Source organism: Streptomyces sp. NPDC014991 (assembly GCF_043080665.1).
Taxonomy (GTDB): Bacteria; Actinomycetota; Actinomycetes; order Streptomycetales; family Streptomycetaceae; genus Streptomyces.
In genome coordinates this window covers 15,001-33,153 of the sequence record NZ_JBIBVY010000002.1, presented here as the reverse complement: position 1 = coordinate 33,153, position 18,153 = coordinate 15,001, and the positions used below count along the sequence as shown (strand labels likewise).

14 protein-coding genes, 5 tRNA genes and 1 riboswitch are annotated in these 18,153 nt (G+C 72.3%); of the genes, 8 read left to right on the top strand and 11 right to left on the bottom strand.

All coding sequences use genetic code 11. From position 1 onward, the window contains the following. Positions 1–13: 13 nt before the first annotated feature. The 4 genes from ACF1BE_RS04150 to ACF1BE_RS04135 form a co-directional block, all read right to left on the bottom strand. Positions 14–87: transfer RNA gene (locus tag ACF1BE_RS04150), tRNA-Phe, on the bottom strand. Positions 88–111: 24 nt separating this feature from the next. Continuing rightward, a tRNA-Asp gene (locus tag ACF1BE_RS04145) sits at positions 112–186 on the bottom strand. A 36-nt stretch (positions 187–222) separates the two neighbouring features. Further along, positions 223–295: transfer RNA gene (locus ACF1BE_RS04140), tRNA-Glu, on the bottom strand. Positions 296–375: 80 nt separating this feature from the next. Further along, positions 376–1,932 carry a metallophosphoesterase gene (locus ACF1BE_RS04135; protein WP_392197434.1) on the bottom strand — a complete coding sequence of 519 codons (1,557 nt, stop codon included), beginning with the start codon at positions 1,930–1,932 and terminating at the stop codon, positions 376–378. Positions 1,933–2,015: 83 nt separating this feature from the next. On the opposite strand from ACF1BE_RS04135, the gene ACF1BE_RS04130 reads away from it, so the two are divergent. From ACF1BE_RS04130 to ACF1BE_RS04110, 5 genes are all read left to right on the top strand, one after another. Next, complete coding sequence (locus ACF1BE_RS04130; protein ID WP_392197433.1) at positions 2,016–2,366, top strand: metallopeptidase family protein; 351 nt, start codon at positions 2,016–2,018, stop codon at positions 2,364–2,366. 88 nt (positions 2,367–2,454) lie between these two features. Further along, positions 2,455–2,964, top strand: coding sequence for a hypothetical protein (locus ACF1BE_RS04125; RefSeq protein WP_392197432.1), 510 nt, complete (start codon positions 2,455–2,457; stop codon positions 2,962–2,964). A gap of 213 nt (positions 2,965–3,177) precedes the next feature. Continuing rightward, entirely contained in the window at positions 3,178–5,331 is a 2,154-nt protein-coding gene (locus ACF1BE_RS04120) for a DEAD/DEAH box helicase (protein WP_392197431.1), read from the top strand. Between the two features lie 164 nt (positions 5,332–5,495). Beyond that, the gene (locus tag ACF1BE_RS04115; protein ID WP_392197430.1) at positions 5,496–7,046 is read left to right on the top strand and encodes an amino acid permease; all 1,551 of its coding nucleotides are present in this window, start codon (positions 5,496–5,498) and stop codon (positions 7,044–7,046) included. A gap of 99 nt (positions 7,047–7,145) precedes the next feature. Next, positions 7,146–7,218: transfer RNA gene (locus ACF1BE_RS04110), tRNA-Lys, on the top strand. Between the two features lie 119 nt (positions 7,219–7,337). On the opposite strand, the gene ribA is transcribed toward ACF1BE_RS04110, so the two are convergent. Then, positions 7,338–7,982: a GTP cyclohydrolase II gene (gene ribA / locus ACF1BE_RS04105; protein ID WP_392197429.1), complete on the bottom strand. Its 645-nt coding sequence runs from the start codon at positions 7,980–7,982 to the stop codon at positions 7,338–7,340. A gap of 154 nt (positions 7,983–8,136) precedes the next feature. Further along, positions 8,137–8,658, bottom strand: coding sequence for a MarR family winged helix-turn-helix transcriptional regulator (locus ACF1BE_RS04100; protein ID WP_392197428.1), 522 nt, complete (start codon positions 8,656–8,658; stop codon positions 8,137–8,139). A gap of 78 nt (positions 8,659–8,736) precedes the next feature. On the opposite strand from ACF1BE_RS04100, the gene ACF1BE_RS04095 reads away from it, so the two are divergent. Beyond that, the gene (locus ACF1BE_RS04095; RefSeq protein WP_392197427.1) at positions 8,737–9,870 is read left to right on the top strand and encodes a dihydrofolate reductase family protein; all 1,134 of its coding nucleotides are present in this window, start codon (positions 8,737–8,739) and stop codon (positions 9,868–9,870) included. 47 nt (positions 9,871–9,917) lie between these two features. On the opposite strand, the gene ACF1BE_RS04090 is transcribed toward ACF1BE_RS04095, so the two are convergent. Beyond that, positions 9,918–9,991, bottom strand: a tRNA-Met gene (locus tag ACF1BE_RS04090). A 297-nt stretch (positions 9,992–10,288) separates the two neighbouring features. Further along, positions 10,289–10,453, top strand: a riboswitch (cyclic di-AMP (ydaO/yuaA leader). A 12-nt stretch (positions 10,454–10,465) separates the two neighbouring features. On the opposite strand from ACF1BE_RS04090, the gene ACF1BE_RS04085 reads away from it, so the two are divergent. Then, positions 10,466–11,530, top strand: coding sequence for a M23 family metallopeptidase (locus tag ACF1BE_RS04085; protein ID WP_392197426.1), 1,065 nt, complete (start codon positions 10,466–10,468; stop codon positions 11,528–11,530). Between the two features lie 98 nt (positions 11,531–11,628). Beyond that, positions 11,629–12,573: an aldo/keto reductase gene (locus ACF1BE_RS04080; RefSeq protein WP_392197824.1), complete on the top strand. Its 945-nt coding sequence runs from the start codon at positions 11,629–11,631 to the stop codon at positions 12,571–12,573. Between the two features lie 34 nt (positions 12,574–12,607). Here the strand turns inward: ACF1BE_RS04080 and ACF1BE_RS04075 are convergent, their stop codons facing one another. From ACF1BE_RS04075 to ACF1BE_RS04060, 4 genes are all read right to left on the bottom strand, one after another. Next, positions 12,608–13,912, bottom strand: coding sequence for a PrsW family intramembrane metalloprotease (locus ACF1BE_RS04075; protein WP_392197425.1), 1,305 nt, complete (start codon positions 13,910–13,912; stop codon positions 12,608–12,610). A 68-nt stretch (positions 13,913–13,980) separates the two neighbouring features. Continuing rightward, on the bottom strand, positions 13,981–14,805 hold the full coding sequence (gene trmB / locus ACF1BE_RS04070; RefSeq protein WP_392197424.1) for a tRNA (guanosine(46)-N7)-methyltransferase TrmB: 825 nt from the start codon (positions 14,803–14,805) through the stop codon (positions 13,981–13,983). Positions 14,806–14,843: 38 nt separating this feature from the next. Next, positions 14,844–16,055, bottom strand: coding sequence for an L-2-hydroxyglutarate oxidase (gene lhgO / locus ACF1BE_RS04065; protein WP_392197423.1), 1,212 nt, complete (start codon positions 16,053–16,055; stop codon positions 14,844–14,846). Positions 16,056–16,154: 99 nt separating this feature from the next. After that, positions 16,155–17,579 carry an MFS transporter gene (locus ACF1BE_RS04060; protein WP_392197422.1) on the bottom strand — a complete coding sequence of 475 codons (1,425 nt, stop codon included), beginning with the start codon at positions 17,577–17,579 and terminating at the stop codon, positions 16,155–16,157. Positions 17,580–18,153 lie beyond the last annotated feature (574 nt).

Genomic DNA, 18,153 nt, shown 5'->3' with positions numbered 1-18,153 from the left:
GTCCTCGTTCTTGTGGCTGGGGCCGGGGTCGAACCGGCGACCTTCCGCTTTTCAGGCGGACGCTCGTACCAACTGAGCTACCCAGCCACGGTGTTTCACGTGAAACACCAGCGGTCCTGACGGGATTTGAACCCGCGGCCTCCACCTTGACAGGGTGGCGAGCACTCCAAACTGCTCCACAGGACCAAGCGCGTGTGCAACAGTGTCGCACACGGTAAAGCGTGCCCCCAACGGGATTCGAACCCGTGCTACCGCCTTGAAAGGGCGGCGTCCTAGGCCGCTAGACGATGAGGGCTATCGGCCCGCCTGGGCGCTTCTCAGCGCGTCGGGGACGTGAGAAGCATATGGGATGGCGAGGGGTATCGCCAAAACGGTTTACGGCGAGGTGGCGGAACCGGCCGGTGAGGGCGCGTGTGAGGCATCGCCGGCGTCCGGCCGGTTCTCGTCCGCCAGGTGGCGGCTGACCTCCGCCGTCGTCAGCCCCAGGCCCCCGAGCCTGATCGCGTCCCAGGCCTGGAGTCTGCGGCTGTCCCGGTCGAAGTACAGGATCGAGGCCTCGATCGGCGCGGGATCCCCGTGTTCCACCGCACGCAGCCCGCTGCCGCCCGTGGAGCCCTCCATGCGCAGCCGGGTGCCGTACGGCAGCATCTGCGTCCCCTCGTGGTGCAGGTGACCGCAGAGCACCAACGGCACCTCGCCGTCCGTCTCCCGGGCGGCGGACGGCTCGTGCGCGACGGCCACGTCCGCCGGGGTGCCGGCCGTCCGCTGGTCGCGCAGGGCGCTGGCCAGCCGGTCGCCCGCCAGTTCCTCGGACGCGTCCCGGCCGGGCAGCGCCGAGCGGTCGGGGGTGAACTGCGGATCACCGACGCCCGCGAACCGCAGGCCCGCGACCGTCTCCGCCCGGCCGTCGTCCAGGACGTGCACGTTCCGCATGCGCTCCAGGTACTGCTGGGTGGCCCGGGAGTCGTGGTTGCCGCGCACCCACACGTACGGCACGCCCAGGTCCCGGACCGGGTCCAGGAAGCCGTTCTCCGCCGCCGTGCCGTGGTCCATCGTGTCGCCCGAGTCGACGATCACGTCCACCTTGTACTGGTTCACCAGCGAGGCGATGATCTTCCAGCTCGCCGGGTTGAGGTGGATGTCCGACACGTGCAGGACCCGGATGGTGGAGGGGTCCGGGCGGTAGGCGGGGAGCGTGGACGTGACGTCGTAGAGCTGCGTCACGTTCGTCACCAGGCGGGCCAGCTCCTTCTGGTAGACGTCGAACTCCGTGACGATGCTGCGGGCGTTGCCGACCACGGACGGCGCCGAGCTGAGCAGCCCGGAGAACCGCGGCTCCAGCACCGACTTCGGGTTCCAGGTGGCGTAGGCCGACGCGCCCGACGCGGCCAGCAGGACCAGCGCGAGGCCGCCCGCGGCCAGGGCCGGACGCGGTCGGCGGTAGACGGCGAGTCCGAGGGCCGTGGCCCCGGAGACGACGGCGACACAGGAGCGCACGGCCAGGTCGAGCGTGCCGTGCTCGACGTCCCGGGCCACCTCGTCCTGCAGCCCGGAGAGCCGCTCCGGGTGGTCGACCAGGGCCTGGGAGCGCAGCGGGTCCAGCTGGTCGACGTTGACGTCCAGGCGGACCGGTGCCACATGGCTGTCCAGGGTGAGCGCACCCAGCGGCGACACGTTGATCTTCGTGCCGCCGGCGAGGGAGGGGCGCAGCGCCATGGTCGTGTCCATCGGACCGACCGGGGCCCGGACGTCGCCGACGACCAGCAGGCCCAGCCAGGCGCCGATCAGGACGACTCCGGTCAGTCCGAGGACACGCAGCCAGGGGCGGGGCCGGGCGGCGGGTTCGAGGGAGGGGAGCGGGCGGGCGGGGCGGGTGCGGTTCGAGGTCCGGTTCGGCATGGTGCGCAGGGCTGCGAGGGGGACGCGGGCCATTGGTCCCGTATGCCCAGGTGCCGACGCGGATATGCGGTGGTCCGGAACTCACGTACGGGCGCCGGGTACCGGACAATGACGGTGTGCTGGAGATGACGCGCGAGGAGTTCGAGGAACTGGTGGCCGAGGCGCTCGACCGGATCCCGGCGGAGCTGACGCGGCTCATGGACAACGTGGCCGTGTTCGTGGAGGACGAGCCGCCCGCCGGTGACCCCGGGCTGCTCGGGCTGTACGAGGGCACCCCGCTGACCGACCGGGGCGAGTGGTACGCCGGTGTGCTGCCGGACCGCATCACCATTTACCGGGGGCCCACGCTCAGGATGTGCGAGAGCCGCGAGGACGTCGTCGCGGAGACCGAGGTCACGGTGGTGCACGAGATCGCCCACCACTTCGGCATCGACGACGCCCGGCTGCACGCCCTCGGTTACGGCTGAGGGGTGATGAGCGCGGGACGCGTGTCCTCTTGCGGGCGGCGGGAGTTGAGGAGGTTGACTTCTTCTTCCGCCCCCGGAGGTGGCCGCCGTGCGCCCCTTGAACGTACCCGCCCGTCTCGTCGTCGCGGTGCTGGCCGTCACCGCCGCCGCGGGCTGTGTGAACGTGGGTGACGACGCGGGCCGGGCCCGGCCCGCCCACTCCTCGGGACGGCACGGCGGCGACGCGCCCGGTGGTGGTCCGGTGGGCGGCGCGGGCGGCCCGCACCACGAGGAACCGGTGGCGGACGGCAGGCACGGGCGTGGCGGCAAGGCGAAGCGGCGCGGCTCGCCGTCGGGGTCGGCCGGCCCGACCGGGGCGGGCAGCGCCTCCGCCGTCCCGGCGAAGCCGGGGAAGAGCGCCGACCCCGGGGAACCGGTGCCGAGCACGGTGCCGCCGACACCGCCGGCCAGCTCCGCGCCGCCCGAGCCGCCCGCCTCCACGCCGCCTCCGCCGGTCTCGGAGCCGCCGCCGGCCGAGCCGTCGTCCTCGGCGCACGAGGAGACGGAACCGCAGCTGGTGCAGCGCGAGCCGGCGCCCGCGGCGGGCGTCGCGGCATGATGTGACCTGGTCTTATGCGCCTCGGTTTGCCTTCGGGGGCAGTGGGTGCGTATGGTAGTAGATCGTTTGATCCCATTTGCCCGGCGCCATCACAGAGAGCGCCGTGTGGCGCGTACTCTCCCTTACCGTGGCGGACCGCATTGAGGCGGTCGTGAGCGAATCACGGAGTTGACGGGCGCGTGCCGAAGAGACTCCGGAAGGTTTCGCATTCGCATGTCCGTGTCCAGTACTGACCAGATCGTCGTGTCCGAGAACGAGAACGAGAACGAACTCGTCGACGTGACGACCGAGGTCACCGAGGCCTCCGAGGCCGCTGACACCCCCCAGACCACCTTTACCGACCTCGGTCTCCCCGAGGGCATCGTGCGCAAGCTCGCACAGAACGGCGTCACCACCCCGTTCCCGATCCAGGCCGCGACCATCCCGGACGCCCTGGCCGGCAAGGACATCCTCGGCCGTGGCCGCACCGGCTCCGGCAAGACCCTCTCCTTCGGTCTGCCGACCCTGGCCACGCTGGCCGGTGGACGCACCCAGAAGCACAAGCCGCGCGCCGTCATCCTCACGCCCACCCGTGAGCTGGCCATGCAGGTCGCCGACGCCCTCCAGCCGTACGGCGACGTCCTCGGCCTGAAGATGAAGGTCGTCTGCGGCGGCACCTCGATGGGCAACCAGATCTACGCCCTGGAGCGCGGCGTCGACGTCCTCGTCGCCACCCCGGGCCGGCTGCGCGACATCATCAACCGCGGCGCCTGCTCCCTGGACGACGTGCAGATCACGGTCCTGGACGAGGCCGACCAGATGTCCGACCTGGGCTTCCTGCCCGAGGTCACCGAGCTGCTCGACCAGGTCCCGGCCGGCGGCCAGCGGATGCTCTTCTCCGCCACCATGGAGAACGAGATCAAGACCCTCGTCGACCGCTACCTGAACGAGCCCGTCCTGCACGAGGTGGACGCGGCCCAGGGCGCGGTGACGACCATGTCGCACCACATCCTGATCGTGAAGCCCAAGGACAAGGCGCCGGTCACCGCCGCGATCGCCTCCCGCAAGGGCCGCACGATCATCTTCGTCCGCACCCAGCTGGGCGCCGACCGGGTCGCCGAGCAGCTGCGCGAGTCCGGTGTGAAGGCCGACGCGCTGCACGGCGGCATGACCCAGGGCGCGCGTACCCGCACCCTGGCCGACTTCAAGGACGGTTACGTCCACGTCCTCGTCGCCACCGACGTCGCCGCCCGCGGTATCCACGTCGACGGCATCGACCTGGTCCTGAACGTGGACCCGGCCGGCGACCACAAGGACTACCTGCACCGCGCCGGCCGCACCGCCCGCGCGGGCCGCACCGGCACGGTCGTCTCCCTGTCCCTGCCGCACCAGCGGCGCCAGATCTTCCGCCTCATGGAGGACGCCGGCGTCGACGCCGCGCGCCACATCATCCAGGGCGCCGGCGCCTTCGACCCGGAGGTCGCCGAGATCACCGGCGCCCGCTCCATGACCGAGGTCCAGGCCGAGTCCGCGGCCAACGCCGCCCAGCAGGCCGAGCGGGAGGTCGCCCAGCTCACCAAGGAGCTGGAGCGCGCCCAGCGCCGCGCGACCGAGCTGCGCGAGGAGGCCGACCGGCTGGTCGTCCGGGCCGCCCGCGAGCGCGGCGAGGACCCGGAGACCGCGGTGGCCGAGGCACAGGCGACGGCGGCGCAGGAGCTGGCCGTGGCCGCGGAGCCGGCGGAGCGGGAGACCGAGCGCGAGGAGCGTCCGGCCGCCGCGGCGCCGTACGAGCGCCGGGAGCGCCGCACCTTCGACCGTGACCGTGGCGAGCGGGGCTTCGAGCGCCGTGACGACCGCCGTGACGACCGTGGCAGCCGTGGCTTCGAGCGTCGGGACGACCGCGGTGACCGTGGTGGCCGTGGCTTCGAGCGCCGTGACGACCGGGGCGGCCGTACGTTCGAGCGTCGGGACGACCGCGGTGACCGTGGTGGCCGTGGCTTCGAGCGCCGTGACGACCGGGGCGGCCGCACGTTCGAGCGTCGCGACGACCGCCGTGACGACCGCCGCGACGACCGTGGTGGCCGTGGCTTCGAGCGCCGTGACGACCGGGGCGGCCGTACGTTCGAGCGCCGTGACGAGCGCCGTCCGTTCGACCGTGACCGCGGCGAGCGGGGCTTCGAGCGCCGTGACGACCGCGGTGGCTTCCGCCGGGACGAACGCACCGGACACCGGGGCAGCGACCGGCCGTTCAACCGCGACCGTCGCGACGACCGCCCGGGCTTCCGCTCCGGTGGCCACGAGCGTCCCAACGGCCGTCGTGACGACCACCGCGGCACCGGCTCCTTCGGCCGCCGCGAGGACAAGCCGCGCTGGAAGCGCAACGGCTGACATCCAGTGAGCGAGTGAGCGAGGAAGGGCCCGTACGACTTCGGTCGTGCGGGCCCTTCCGGCGTTCCCGGAGCGATCGGGTGGCGGGCGGCGGCGCGACGCACACCACCCGCCGACCGCCTCATGACGCATGTCACGTCCTCGCACAGGGAATTGCTGGGGGCATGACAGCAGACGCGAGAGCGGGCGACAGCGCGGGCGAACCGCGGACGGCGTCCGGCCGGCCCGGCCTGTCCGACGAGGAACGGCTGGCCCAGCTGGGTTACACCCAGGTCCTCGCCCGCCGGATGTCGGCGTTCTCGAACTACGCCGTCTCCTTCACGATCATCTCCGTCCTCTCCGGCTGCCTGACCCTCTACCTCTTCGGCATGACCACCGGCGGCCCCGCCGTGATCACCTGGGGCTGGGTGGTGGTCGGCCTGATGACGCTGTCCGTGGGCCTGGCGATGGCCGAGATCTGCTCGGCGTACCCGACGTCGGCGGGCCTGTACTTCTGGGCCCACCGCCTGGCGCCCCCGCGCTCGGCGGCGGCCTGGGCGTGGTTCACCGGCTGGTTCAACGTGCTGGGACAGGTGGCGGTGACCGCGGGCGTCGACTTCGGCGCGGCCTCCTTCCTCGGCGCCTACCTGAACCTCCAGTTCGGCTTCCGGGTGACGCCGGGCCGCACGGTGGCGCTGTTCGCGGCGATCCTCGTCCTGCACGGCCTGCTGAACACCTTCGGCGTGCGGATCGTCGCGTTCCTGAACAGCGTGAGCGTGTGGTGGCACGTGTGCGGGGTGGCACTGATCGTCACCGCGCTCGCGTTCGTCCCCGACCACCACCGGTCACCGGCGTTCGTCTTCACCGAGTTCGTCAACCGGACGGGCTGGAGCAGCGGCCCGTACGTGGTCCTGCTGGGCCTCCTGATGGCCCAGTACACCTTCACCGGCTACGACGCCTCCGCCCACATGACCGAGGAGACCCACGACGCGGCCACGGCCGGCCCCCGGGGCATCGTCCGCTCGATCTGGACCTCCTGGATCGCCGGCTTCGTCCTCCTTCTCGGCTTCACCTTCGCCATCCAGTCGTACGACAAGGAGCTGGCCTCCCCCACGGGCGCCCCGCCCGCCCAGATCCTCCTGGACGCCCTCGGTGCCACGGCCGGCAAACTCCTGCTGCTGGTCGTCGTCGGCGCCCAGCTCTTCTGCGGCATGGCGTCCGTCACCGCCAACAGCCGCATGATCTACGCCTTTTCGCGGGACGGCGCACTGCCCTTCTCCCGCGTGTGGCACACGGTCAGCCCGCGCACCCGCACCCCCGTGGCGGCGGTCTGGCTGGCCGCGCTCGGCGCCCTGGCCCTCGGCCTGCCCTACCTCATCAACACGACCGCGTACGCGGCGGTGACGTCGATCGCGGTCATCGGCCTGTACATCGCGTACGTCATCCCGACCTTCCTCCGCGTCCGCAAGGGCACCGCCTTCACCCCCGGGCCCTGGCAACTGGGCAGATGGTCACGCCCCGTGGGGATCGTCTCGGTGAGCTGGGTGGTGGCGATCACGGTCCTCTTCATGCTCCCGCAGGTCTCCCCGGTCACCTGGAAGACCTTCAACTACGCCCCGGTCGCCGTCCTGGCCGTCCTCGGCTTCGCCGCCACCTGGTGGCTGGCCTCGGCCCGCCACTGGTTCCTGACCCCCGCCGCCACCTCCGCCCGCACGCCCATCCCGGCCGAAAAGTAACGTTCCCCCGCACTCCCGCCCCTCCGACACGGCCGTGTCCCCGATACCCGATCGGAGACACGGCCTCCTCCGGCTATGCTCGGACAGGCAACATCGCCTGGGCCCTTAGCTCAATTGGCAGAGCAGTGGACTTTTAATCCATTGGTTGTGGGTTCGAGTCCCACAGGGCCTACCGGCGCGGGTGAGGGGACACCCCCTCTGACCTGCCACGCGGCGCCCGGGTCGGCTTCGGCCGACCCGGGCGCCGCGTCTCTTCCCGGGCTCTGGTGCCCCTCGGACGCCGGGTGCGTGCTACCCCGTGATCAGCCCCGTCAGTTCCGGCAGCTCGGCCAGCGGCAGGGTGTGCTGGGTGTGGAGGACCTTCGCGCGGAGGTAGCGGACGTTGTGGGCCGTGGGGAAGACGCCGGTCGGCACCCGGTCCCGTACGGCTACGCCCAGGGAGCGCAACTGTCCGGCCTTGTCGGGGTTGTTGGACAGCAGGTCCAGTTCGCTGACGCCGAGGGCGGTGAGCATCTGCGCGGCGGCCGTGTAGTCCCGGGCGTCCTCGGGGAGGCCGAGGGCGGCGTTCGCCTCGTAGGTGTCGAGGCCCTGGTCCTGGAGGGCGTAGGCGTCGAGCTTGTTGTAGAGGCCGATGCCGCGGCCCTCCTGGCGGAGGTAGAGCAGGATGCCGCCGTGGCCGGCGATGCGTTCGACCGCCTCGCGCAGCTGGGCGCCGCAGTCGCAGCGGGCCGAGCCGAAGACGTCGCCGGTGAGGCACTCGGAGTGCAGGCGCACCAGTGGGACCGGCCCGGGGTCGCCGAGGACGACGGCGATGTGCTCCTGACCGTCGGCGAGACCGTGGAAGGTGACGAGTTCGGCGTCGGCGCCGTAGCCGTCGGCGAAGCGCAGCGGTACCCGGACGCGTGCGCGCGGGGTGGCGGCGGGGATGTCGGGCATGCGTGGGGTCTCCGGGTTCAGTCCACGGTCCACATGGTCACGGCCTACATGGTCACGGCCCACATGGTTCCGGACCACGTGGTTCGTGGTCCGCGTGGTCGTGGTTCACGTGGTCCGCGATTCGCACCTGTTTCAGAGCAATGAGCGCGGGGCGTCAGTCGGAACAGGGCGACGACCGTCGGCGCCACGGCACGTCCTCCGTCGCGGCCCCGCCGCCGCCGTCCTCCCCCTGGAGGCCGCGCGCGATCCCCGCGCAGATCTCCTCGAGCTGTCCCACCTGCTCCGGGGTCAAACGATCGAACAGTGTGGTGCGCACGGTCCCGACGTGGCCGGGCGCCGTACGTTCCAGCACGGCCGTCCCCTCGTCCGTGAGCACCGCGAGCGAGCTGCGCCGGTCCTGACCGCAGGTCTCCCGGCGCACCAGGCCGTCCCGTTCCAGCCGGGTCACCACGTACGTCAGCCTGCTCCGGGTGATCTTCAGCGTCTCGGCGAGATCGGTCATGCGCAGCCGCCGGCCGGGAGCCTCGGAGAGGTTGGCCAGCACCGAGTAGAACAGATGCGGCATGCCTCCCTCCTGCTGGAGCTGCCGGTCGATCGCGTCCTCCAGCAGCCGGGACGCGGCGAGGTAGGCGCGCCAGGCGCGCTGCTCCTGCGGAGTGAGCCAGCGGGTCGTCATGCCGCCAGTGTAGGTTTGTTCCAAATTTGAACCAAGACTTCGGCCGGTCCACCGGGCCTGCCGCGAGGGAGTACGCCGATGCCCCTGCCGTACGTACTGCTGTCCGCCGCCGTCTCCCTCGACGGCTACCTGGACGACACCGGCCCGGAGCGGCTCCTGCTGTCCGGCCCGGCCGACTTCGACCGGGTCGACGCGGTACGGGCCTCCGTCGACGCCATCCTGATCGGCGCCGGCACGATCCGCGCCGACAATCCGCGCCTGCTGGTCAACTCGGCCGAGCGGCGCGCGGCGCGGGTGGCCGCGGGCCGGCCGGCGTACCCGCTGAAGGTGACCGTCACCGCATCCGGGGACCTCGACCCCGGCGCCCACTTCTGGCACACCGGCGGCGACAAGGTCGTCTACACCACCGACGCCGGCGCCGGCCGGGCCACCCGCCTCCTCGGCGGCACCGCCGACGTCGTGACGCTCGGCCCCGCCCTGGACTGGCGGGCCCTGCTGGAACATCTGCACGACGTGCGGGGCGTCGGCCGCCTGATGGTCGAGGGCGGCGGGCAGGTCCACACCCAGCTGCTCCAGCAGGACCTCGCCGACGAACTCCAGCTGGTCCTCGCCCCGCTCCTCGTCGGCGACCCCGCGGCCCCACGCCTGTTCGGCCCCGGCGCCTACCAGGGCGGACGCCTGCGCCTGACCGACACGCGCCGCATCGAGGACGTCGTCCTCATGCGCTACGAGCCCACGGCCCCCGGCACCGGCCCGGTCCCCACCCCCGCCGACCGCCACTGGCTGCGCACCGCCTGCGAACTCGCCGCGCTCTGCCCGCCCTCCCGGACGGCGTTCAGCGTCGGTGCGGTGGTGGTCGCCGCCGACGGTACGGAGCTGGCCCGCGGCCACTCCCGCGAAGGCGCCGACCCGGTGGTCCACGCGGAGGAGGCGGCCCTGGCGAAGACCGACCCGGCCGACCCGCGCCTGCCCGGCGCCACGGTCTACAGCAGCCTCGAACCCTGCGCCCGCCGCGCCTCCCGGCCCGCCCCCTGTGCCGAGCTGATCCTGCGGGCCGGGGTGCGCCGGGTGGTCACGGCGTGGCGCGAGCCCGACACGTTCGTCGCGGCGGCCGACGGCACGGGCGTCCTGACCGGCGCGGGCGCCCGGGTCGTCGTGCTCCCGGAGCTGGAGGCCCTCGCCAAGGCGCCGAACGGGCATCTGCTCGCCTGACAGCACTCAGGGCCGGAATCCAATGGATTCCGGCCCTGAGTCTTCAGTAGCGGGGACAGGATTTGAACCTGCGACCTCTGGGTTATGAGCCCAGCGAGCTACCGAGCTGCTCCACCCCGCGTCGTTGTGTCTCTACTGTACGCCATCCGCGGGGTGCGATGCACATCGGTTCCGTGCCCCCCGGGGTTCGTCACCGACGGTGACCGGACGGGCGCCGTGCGATGACGATTGAGTCACCATCAAAGCCGCGAGTGACTCCTGTACGTCCGTCAACTCGCCCGGTTTGCAGGCATGGTGACCGGTAAGTCCCCGGGGGAGAACTGTAATGATCAAGGCGAACGGCTTGGAAAGTGACTGGCAGGTCTATTAACGTTCGATAACGCAGCGCGGTCGTCCCAGCCGTCACCAGCGACGGCTCCGCGCGCACACGCCGAATCCCGCAAGGGAACCGGGGAACCACCACCCTGGGGTGAATCTCGCGAATGCCGACGTGGAGCTCACGGAGTCCACGACCGGTATACGCGCGTAGGAGACCTTCCTGCTCCGAACCCGTCAGCTAACCCGGTAGGCGGAGGAAGGAAAGGAGCGCGCCCGCGTGGCGTCCAACCGGCCTGCCCCAGAAACCCCGTTCGTGCCGGCTCAGCGCGAGACCGAGACCTTCGGCTACGACGCCTACCGAGCGGACGAGGGCCCCTGGGAGGAGTGGAACCCCACCGAGGACTCCGTCGCCCCGGTCCGCGGCCGGCACCGCGTCGCCAAGCAGCGAGGCGGCTTCGCCCGCAGCTCCACCGTCCTCGGCGTCGGCGTGATGGCCGCGGTCGGCGCGGGCGGCATGGCCAGCGCCAACACCGGCAAGCCGCCGGTCTCCATCTCCCTGCCGGACCTGCCCTCCGTCGGCTCCCTCTTCGACGACACCTCCACCGCGGTTCCGGAGACCGCCACCACGGCGCTCAGCAGCGTCGGCGTGGCCTCCGCGGACGACCAGCAGGGCACCGACGCGGGCGAGGCCCTGCGCAACCGGATCATGGCCCAGGCCGAGCAGCAGCAGGGCCAGGCCGACAGCAGGGCCACCACCGTCGCGCTCGCCGCCGCCGAGAAGCAGAGCGCGGACGCCGCCGCCCAGGCCGAGAAGGAGGCCGCCGCAAAGGCGGCCGCGGCCAAGGACGAGGCGGAGGCCGCGGCCGAGAAGAAGGCGGAGCAGAAGGCCGCGAAGGAGGCCGAGGAGAAGCGGCAGGCCGAGCAGGCGAAGCTGGCCGGCCAGTACACGCTGCCCACCTCCTCGTACACGATCACCTCGACGTTCGGCCAGGCGGGCACGATGTGGTCCTCCGGTCACCACACCGGCCTCGACTTCGCCGCCCCCACCGGCACCCTCATCAAGGCGGTCCACGGTGGCACGATCACCGAGGCGGGCTGGGCCGGCTCCTACGGCTACCGCACGATCCTCACCCTCGACGACGGCACCGAGCTGTGGTTCTGCCACCAGTCCTCGATCAACGTCACCGCCGGGCAGAAGGTCACCACCGGGGAGGTCATCGGCCGTGTCGGCGCCACCGGCAACGTCACCGGCCCGCACCTGCACCTGGAGGTCCACCCCGGCGGCCAGGCCACCGGCATCGACCCGATGGCGTGGCTACGGGACAAGGGCCTCACCCCCTGACCAGGAGGCCCTCCTCTCCTTCCGGTCTTTGCGGGAACTTGGCGCCGGTCGCGGGATGTGACCACCCGCCGCCGGCGTTGTGGTGACGTATGACCTCACTGACATCACTGCGCACACTCGGCTCCTCCGACCTCCGGGTCTTCCCGCTCGCCCTCGGCGGCAACGTCTTCGGCTGGACCGCCGACGAGCGGACCTCCTTCGCCGTCCTGGACGCCTACTCGGCCGCCGGCGGCAACTTCGTCGACACCGCCGACTCCTACTCCGCCTGGATCGAGGGCAACCGGGGCGGCGAGTCGGAGACGATCATCGGCAAGTGGGTCAAGGCCCGCGGCAACCGCGACGACGTCGTCATCGCCACCAAGGTGAGCCAGCACCCCGAGTTCCGGGGCCTGTCCGCGGCGAACATCAAGGCCGCCGCCGACGCCTCGCTGCGCCGCCTGGACACCGACCACATCGACCTCTACTACACCCACTTCGACCAGCCCGAGGTGCCGGTCGAGGAGATCATCGGCGCGCTGGACGAGCTGGTGAAGGCCGGCAAGGTCCGGCACATCGCCGCCTCCAACATCAGCCCCGAGCGTCTTCGGGCCTCCCTCGACCACTCCGACCGCGAGGGCCTGGCCCGCTACGTCGCCCTCCAGCCCCACTACAACCTGGTCTCCCGCGACACGTACGAGGGCCCGCTCCAGGACCTCGCCGCCCGCGAGAACCTGGCCGCCGTCCCGTACTTCTCCCTGGCCGCAGGCTTCCTCACCGGCAAGTACCGCCCCGGTACGACGGTCGACAGCGCCCGCGCCGGTACGGCCCAGAAGTACGCGGACTCCGAGGGCGGCCGGCGGGTCCTGGCGGCCCTGGACGACATCGCCGCCGCCCACGACGTCCCGGTCGCCACGGTCGCCCTGGCCTGGCTCGCCGCCCGGCCGACCGTCACGGCCCCGATCGCCTCGGCACGCACGGTGGAACAGCTCCCGGCGCTGCTGGGCGTGGCGGACCTGAAGCTCACGGACGACGAGCTGGCAGCCCTGACGACAGCCTCCGCGTAGACCCCCGGGCGCCGATCCTGCCCGGCCGTCCCGGCTACGACCGGTACGGGTTGTACGCCGGGTGGGCGCCCGCCGGGACACCGTGCCAGTACGGCACGGGTCCCGCGTACACCGGCCGGGACGGCGTGGAGGCCCGGGCCGCGTACTCCAGTGCCGGGCGTGCCGGTTCCCTGCGTCGCCACAGCTCGTCCAGCAGCTCCCGCTCCCGTACGGCGAAGTCGGCCCCGGCCCGCCCGCGCCGTCCCCGGTGGCGCAGGAACGCCAGCGAGGTCGCGTACGCCTCGTAGCGCGCCACCTCCCGCGCCGCCGCACGGCCGAAGTGGTGCCGGGCGTAGTCCCGGGCCATCCGCCGGGCTCGCATCGACCCGAGCGCGAACGGCTCGGCCGGGCCCAGCCATCCGGCCAGCACGTACGCGGGCAGTTCCGCGCGCACCGTCCGCAGCTCCCGCTGCCGCGTCCAGATCGCGAGCCAGGTCAGCAGCGCGAACGCGGGCAGCATGAAGGCGGCGTAGACGGCGAAGAACCCGTACTCGCCGAACGTGGAGGAGCTGTTCCAGAAGGCGTGCATGCTCATCGCGAGCAGCAGTCCGCCGGCCGGCAGCAGGACCCGCCGCACGTGCTGCCGCTCGCCGGACAGCGCGGCGACGCCGAAGCCGATGCCGGTCAGGACCGTGAAGAGGGGGTGCGCGAACGGCGACATCACGATGCGGACGAAGAACGTGGCGGCGGTGACGGAGGCGATGCCGCGGTCGCCGGTGAGCTGGTCGGTCCCGAAGGCCGTACCGAGGTACAGGATGTTCTCGGTGAACGCGAACCCGGTCGCGGTGACCCCCGCTATCACCACGCCGTCCACGATCCCGGTGAAGTCACGTCTGCGGAACAGGAAGACCAGCAGGACGGCCGCGGCCTTCGCGGACTCCTCCACGATCGGCGCTATCACGGTGGCCCCGAGGGTGTCGGCGCCGGCCGGGTCCGCGGTCGAGGTGGCGATCCACCGGGTGGCGAAGCTGTTGGCGACGATGGCTATCAGCGCCGCCGCGCACGCTCCCCAGGCGAAGGCGAAGACCAGGTTCCGCCAGGGCCCCGGCTCCACCCGGTCCAGCCACCGGAACGCGGCTGTCAGCCAGGGCACGGGCAGCACGGCCAGCCCCAGCCCGACGACGAAGCCCTCCGTGCCGGTCTGGCGCCGCACGAGCGCCAGGATGACCAGGCCCGACAGCGCCAGCAGCGTGCTCAGCGCCCCGTACCGCACCCACCTGCGCTGCCACCAGTGCGGATGGCGGAGCACACCACCGCCGGGGCTCGGGGGACAGGTCGGAAACGGAGGACTGGTGGCCACGGCATCGACCCTAACGGTGACGGGACGAGGGGCAGGAGCGGATTATCGGTCCGGGCGCGGGGCCGGGCTCAACGCTCCCGGTGTGGTACCCGCCGGAACAGCAGGTCGTTCACCACATGGCCCTTGTCCAGCCCCTGTCCCTCGAAACGGGTCAGCGGCCGGAACTCGGGGCGTCCGGCGAAACCGCCCTCCGCCTGCGTGTTCTCGAAGTCGGGGTGCGCGCTCAGCACCTCGAGCATCTGTTCGGCGTACGGTTCCCAGTCGGTCGCGCAGTGCACGATCGCACCGGGCTTCAGCCGGGTCGCCGCCAGGGTGAGGAACTCGGGCTGGATGAGGCGCCGCTTGTGGTGCCGCTTCTTGGGCCAGGGGTCGGGGAAGTAGACGCGCAGGCCGTCCAGCGCGTCGGGGCGCAGCATCTCCCGGAGCAGGATGATCGCGTCGCCGTTGCCCACCCGGACGTTGGACAGCCCGTCGCGGTCCGCGAGATTGAGCAGGTTGCCCTGCCCCGGGGTGTGCACGTCCACGGCCAGGATGTTCGTGCCCGGGTCGGCCGCGGCCATCCGCGCGGTCGCCTCGCCCATCCCGAACCCGATCTCCAGGACCACGGGACGGTCGTTGCCGAACAGCTCGCCGAGGTCGATCACCCGCTGCCCGTCGATGTCCAGCCCCCATGTGGGCCACAGCCGCTGGAGGGCGTCGGCCTGCCCGGCCGTCACCCGGCTGCGCCGCGGCTGGAAACTCCGGATCCGCCGCTCGAAGTGCGAGCCGGCGGGATCGGCCCTGGGCCCGTCCGGGAACCGCGGCTCGCCCCGGGTCCGGGTGTGCCGGACGGACACACCGGGGTCGTGCGGTGCCGAGGGCGGGGCGGCGGGAGTGTTCAGGGAGTCAGACACAGTACGACCGATTTTACGGCGCCCGACGAGGCCGCCCCCTACACGAGCAGATCCAGCACCCGGCGCCCGACCTCCCTGCCGATCGGCAGCGACGCGGTCGCCGCGGGGGACGGCGCGTTGAGCACATGCACGGTCCGTGGCCCCTCCTTGATGAGGAAGTCGTCCACCAGCGTGCCGTCCCGCAGCACCGCCTGTGCCCGCACCCCGGCGGGGGCCCGCACCAGATCGCCGGCCTCCACCCCGGGCAGCAGTCTTCGCACGGCCTCCAGGAACGCGCCCCTGGACACCGACCGCCGCAGCTCACCCGCCCCGTACCGCCAGTGCCGCCGGGCGATCGCCCACGACCCCGGCCACGCGAGCGTCCCGGCCAGCTCCCGGGGCCGTACGACCCCCCAGCCGTATCCCTCGCGGGCCAGCGCCGGCACCGCGTTCGGCCCGACGTGCACACTCCCGTCGATCCCGCGCGTCAGATGCACTCCGAGGAACGGGAACGCCGGATCCGGCACCGGATACACCAGCCCCCGCACCAGCTCCGGCCGTGCCAGCTCGTAGTACTCGCCGCGGAACGGCACGATGCGCACCCCGGGCTCGTCCCCGGTGAGGCGCGCCACCTCGTCGCAGTACAGCCCGGCGCAGTTCACCAGCACGCGCGCGTGGACCACGTCCCCGGCCGCGGTGAGCACGGCCACGCCGCGCTCGGGCCGCCGGTCCACCCGTACGACTCGCGCGCCGTACCGGATCTCCGCCCCGGAGGCGCGCGCGAGTTCGCGCGCGACGCCCGCGAAGTCGCAGACCCCGGTCGTCCCCACGTGTATCGCGGCGAGACCGCGCACCTCCGGCTCGTACTCGCTGATCTGCGCGGGACCCAGCTCGCGCACCGGAATGCCGTTCTCGCGGCCCCGCTGCACCAGCGCGTGGAGCCGCGGCAGCTCCGCCCGCTCGGTCGCGACGATCAGTTTGCCGGTGACGGCGTGCGCGATGCCGTACTCGGCGCAGAACTTCACCATCTGCGCGGCGCCCCGCACGGCGTACCGCGCCTTGAGCGAGCCCGGGCGGTAGTAGATCCCGCTGTGGATGACGCCGCTGTTGCGTCCCGTCTGGTGCCGCGCCGGACCGGGCTCCTTCTCCAGCACCGTCACGCGCGTGCCCGGTGCGGCGCGCGTGATCGCGTACGCAGTCGACAGCCCGACGATCCCGCCACCGATCACGAGCACGTCACAGTCGTACGCCCCGGCCCGCACCTGCACCACCTCCGCCCTCGATAGTGCACTGCGCCACTGACAGTGGCCGCAAACGCCGGCCGGTGCCGGCGACCCGGGGCGCCACGGGCAGCGGACGCCGCCGCGCCGCTACGCCGGCGTGACCAGCAGCGGCCGGGCCCGCTCCCGCAGCTCCACCACCCGCGGTTCGTCCCCGTACGGCTCCAGGCGGTGCAGGAGATCCTTCACGTACTCGGTGGTGCGGGCGGAGGAGATCCGTCCGGCCACCTCCACGGCCCGCACCCCCTGCTCGCAGGCCGCGTCCAGGTTCCCCGACTCCAGCTCGGCCACCGCCGAGACGACGAGCCGCAGCCCGTGGGAGCGCACGAACTCCTCCGTCGGCTTCGACAGCGCCTGCTCGGTGAACCGCCGCACCTGCCGCGGCGCCTTCAGATCGCGGTAGCACTCGGCGGCGTCGGCGGCGAACCGGTCGTATCCGTAGAAACCGAGCCAGGACGGATCGTTGTCGCCCTCCCTGGACCGCTCCAGCCACCCCTCGGCCGCCTTCAGTGCCGCGCCCGCCGCCTGCGCGTCGCCCGCGCGCGCGTGGGCCCGCGCCTCGATCAGCCGGAAGAAACTCATGGTGCGGGCGGTCGCCAGCCCCCGGTTGCGCTCCAGGGCCGCCTGCGCGAGATCCACGCCCTCGTCGCCGAAGCCCCGGTAGGTGGCCTGCAAGGACATCGAGGCGAGGACGTACCCGCCCAGGGGGACGTCGGCCGCCGCGCGCGCGAGGCGCAGCGCCTGGATGTAGTACCGCTGGGCGGCCTCCTGCTGGCCCGTGTCGAAGGCCATCCAGCCGGCGAGCCGGGTGAGTTCGGCGGAGGCGCCGAACAGCGCGCGGCCGACCTCGTCGGAGTAGGAGCCGAGCAGCAGCGGCGCCGCCTCCACCCGCAGACACTCCGGCACCATGGACGAACGCCAGTCGCCGCCTCCGTATTTGGAGTCCCAGCGCCTGGCGTCCTCCGCGGCTTCCCGCAGCTTCTGTACATCGCTGTGGCCGACTTTGATCGGTGCGCCCGATTCCTCGGCGGAAGCCGTCTCGCGCGCGACCGAGCTGTCGGCGGGGGTTATCAGCCATCGTGAGGCGGGCGTCGCGTACGCACTGACCGCGAACGATCCGGCGAGCGACTGCCAGATGCCGCCGGCGCCGGACCGGCGGCCGGCGAGGTCGAGGCGGTACAGCTCCGTCGCCGACCTCACCGCCTGTCCCACGTCTCTGGGGAAGGCGAGGCCCACCTCGGGCGCGGGGTCCGCGTCCGCCAGGCCGATCTCGTGGAGCGGCACGGGGCGGCCGAGTTTCTGCCCGATGGCGGCGGCGATGAGGTGTGGAGCCGCACCCTGCGGCACCATGCCCTTCGACACCCAGCGCGCCACGGACGTCTTGTCGTAGCGAAGCGTCAACCCGCGCTGTGCGCCGAGGTCGTTGACGCGCCGCGCGAGTCCTGCGTTGCTGATTCCCGCGAGGGCGAGAACGGCGCCGAGTTTTTCGTTCGGCCCGCGTTGCTCCCTGGACATGCGCCACCCCTCGACACAGACGGCTGCCGCGATGGCATAACCGCGCGGCATTCGTAAACCCAGCGTAGTTCGCCGCATCCCAAGCGTTAAGGGGCATTCTTCCGGATGGCGGGATTGTGGTCCGTACGGCAGTACGGTCCTGTACGCACCGTGCACGGCCCGCTGTCGCGTGCCCCCGCGCGTGTGGCCGTGCGCCCGTCCGTGCGCTCTTCTCCGGCCACCGGGGGAGCGGTTCCATGGCTTCTGCGTGGGTCGGCCCGCTGTACTGGATCCAGTGGGCTGGGGGACACCGCCGCCTTCATCCCCGCGGGTGGCGGACCGGTCCGGGAGGCGATGCCCGCCTCCCGGACTGTGCGTGCGTGCGCGACGCCTCGCGCTCCGCAGGCCTGTACGGAGCGTGCTCATGTCCGTTGCCGCTCCAAGTAATTGGCCGAAAACCGCCCCCCGTTCCGGACCTCGGATTTCCGCTCCCACCACGTAACTTGAGGGCGTGAAAGGCGGTTTGGGGGCGCGCACTGGGGGCGCATTCACGCCGCGCCCCTCGGGCGCCACCCGGAACAGGCTCTCCCCACCC

Excerpts from the sequence above, each read along its gene's own strand:
- ACF1BE_RS04135 (WP_392197434.1), bottom strand. The coding sequence starts at position 1,932 with ATGGCCCGCGTCCCCCTCGCAGCCCTGCGCACCATGCCGAACCGGACC.
- ACF1BE_RS04120 (WP_392197431.1), top strand. The coding sequence starts at position 3,178 with ATGTCCGTGTCCAGTACTGACCAGATCGTCGTGTCCGAGAACGAGAAC.
- ACF1BE_RS04115 (WP_392197430.1), top strand. The coding sequence starts at position 5,496 with ATGACAGCAGACGCGAGAGCGGGCGACAGCGCGGGCGAACCGCGGACG.
- ribA (WP_392197429.1), bottom strand. The coding sequence starts at position 7,982 with ATGCCCGACATCCCCGCCGCCACCCCGCGCGCACGCGTCCGGGTACCG.
- ACF1BE_RS04100 (WP_392197428.1), bottom strand. The coding sequence starts at position 8,658 with ATGACGACCCGCTGGCTCACTCCGCAGGAGCAGCGCGCCTGGCGCGCC.
- ACF1BE_RS04095 (WP_392197427.1), top strand. The coding sequence starts at position 8,737 with ATGCCCCTGCCGTACGTACTGCTGTCCGCCGCCGTCTCCCTCGACGGC.
- ACF1BE_RS04060 (WP_392197422.1), bottom strand. The coding sequence starts at position 17,579 with ATGTCCAGGGAGCAACGCGGGCCGAACGAAAAACTCGGCGCCGTTCTC.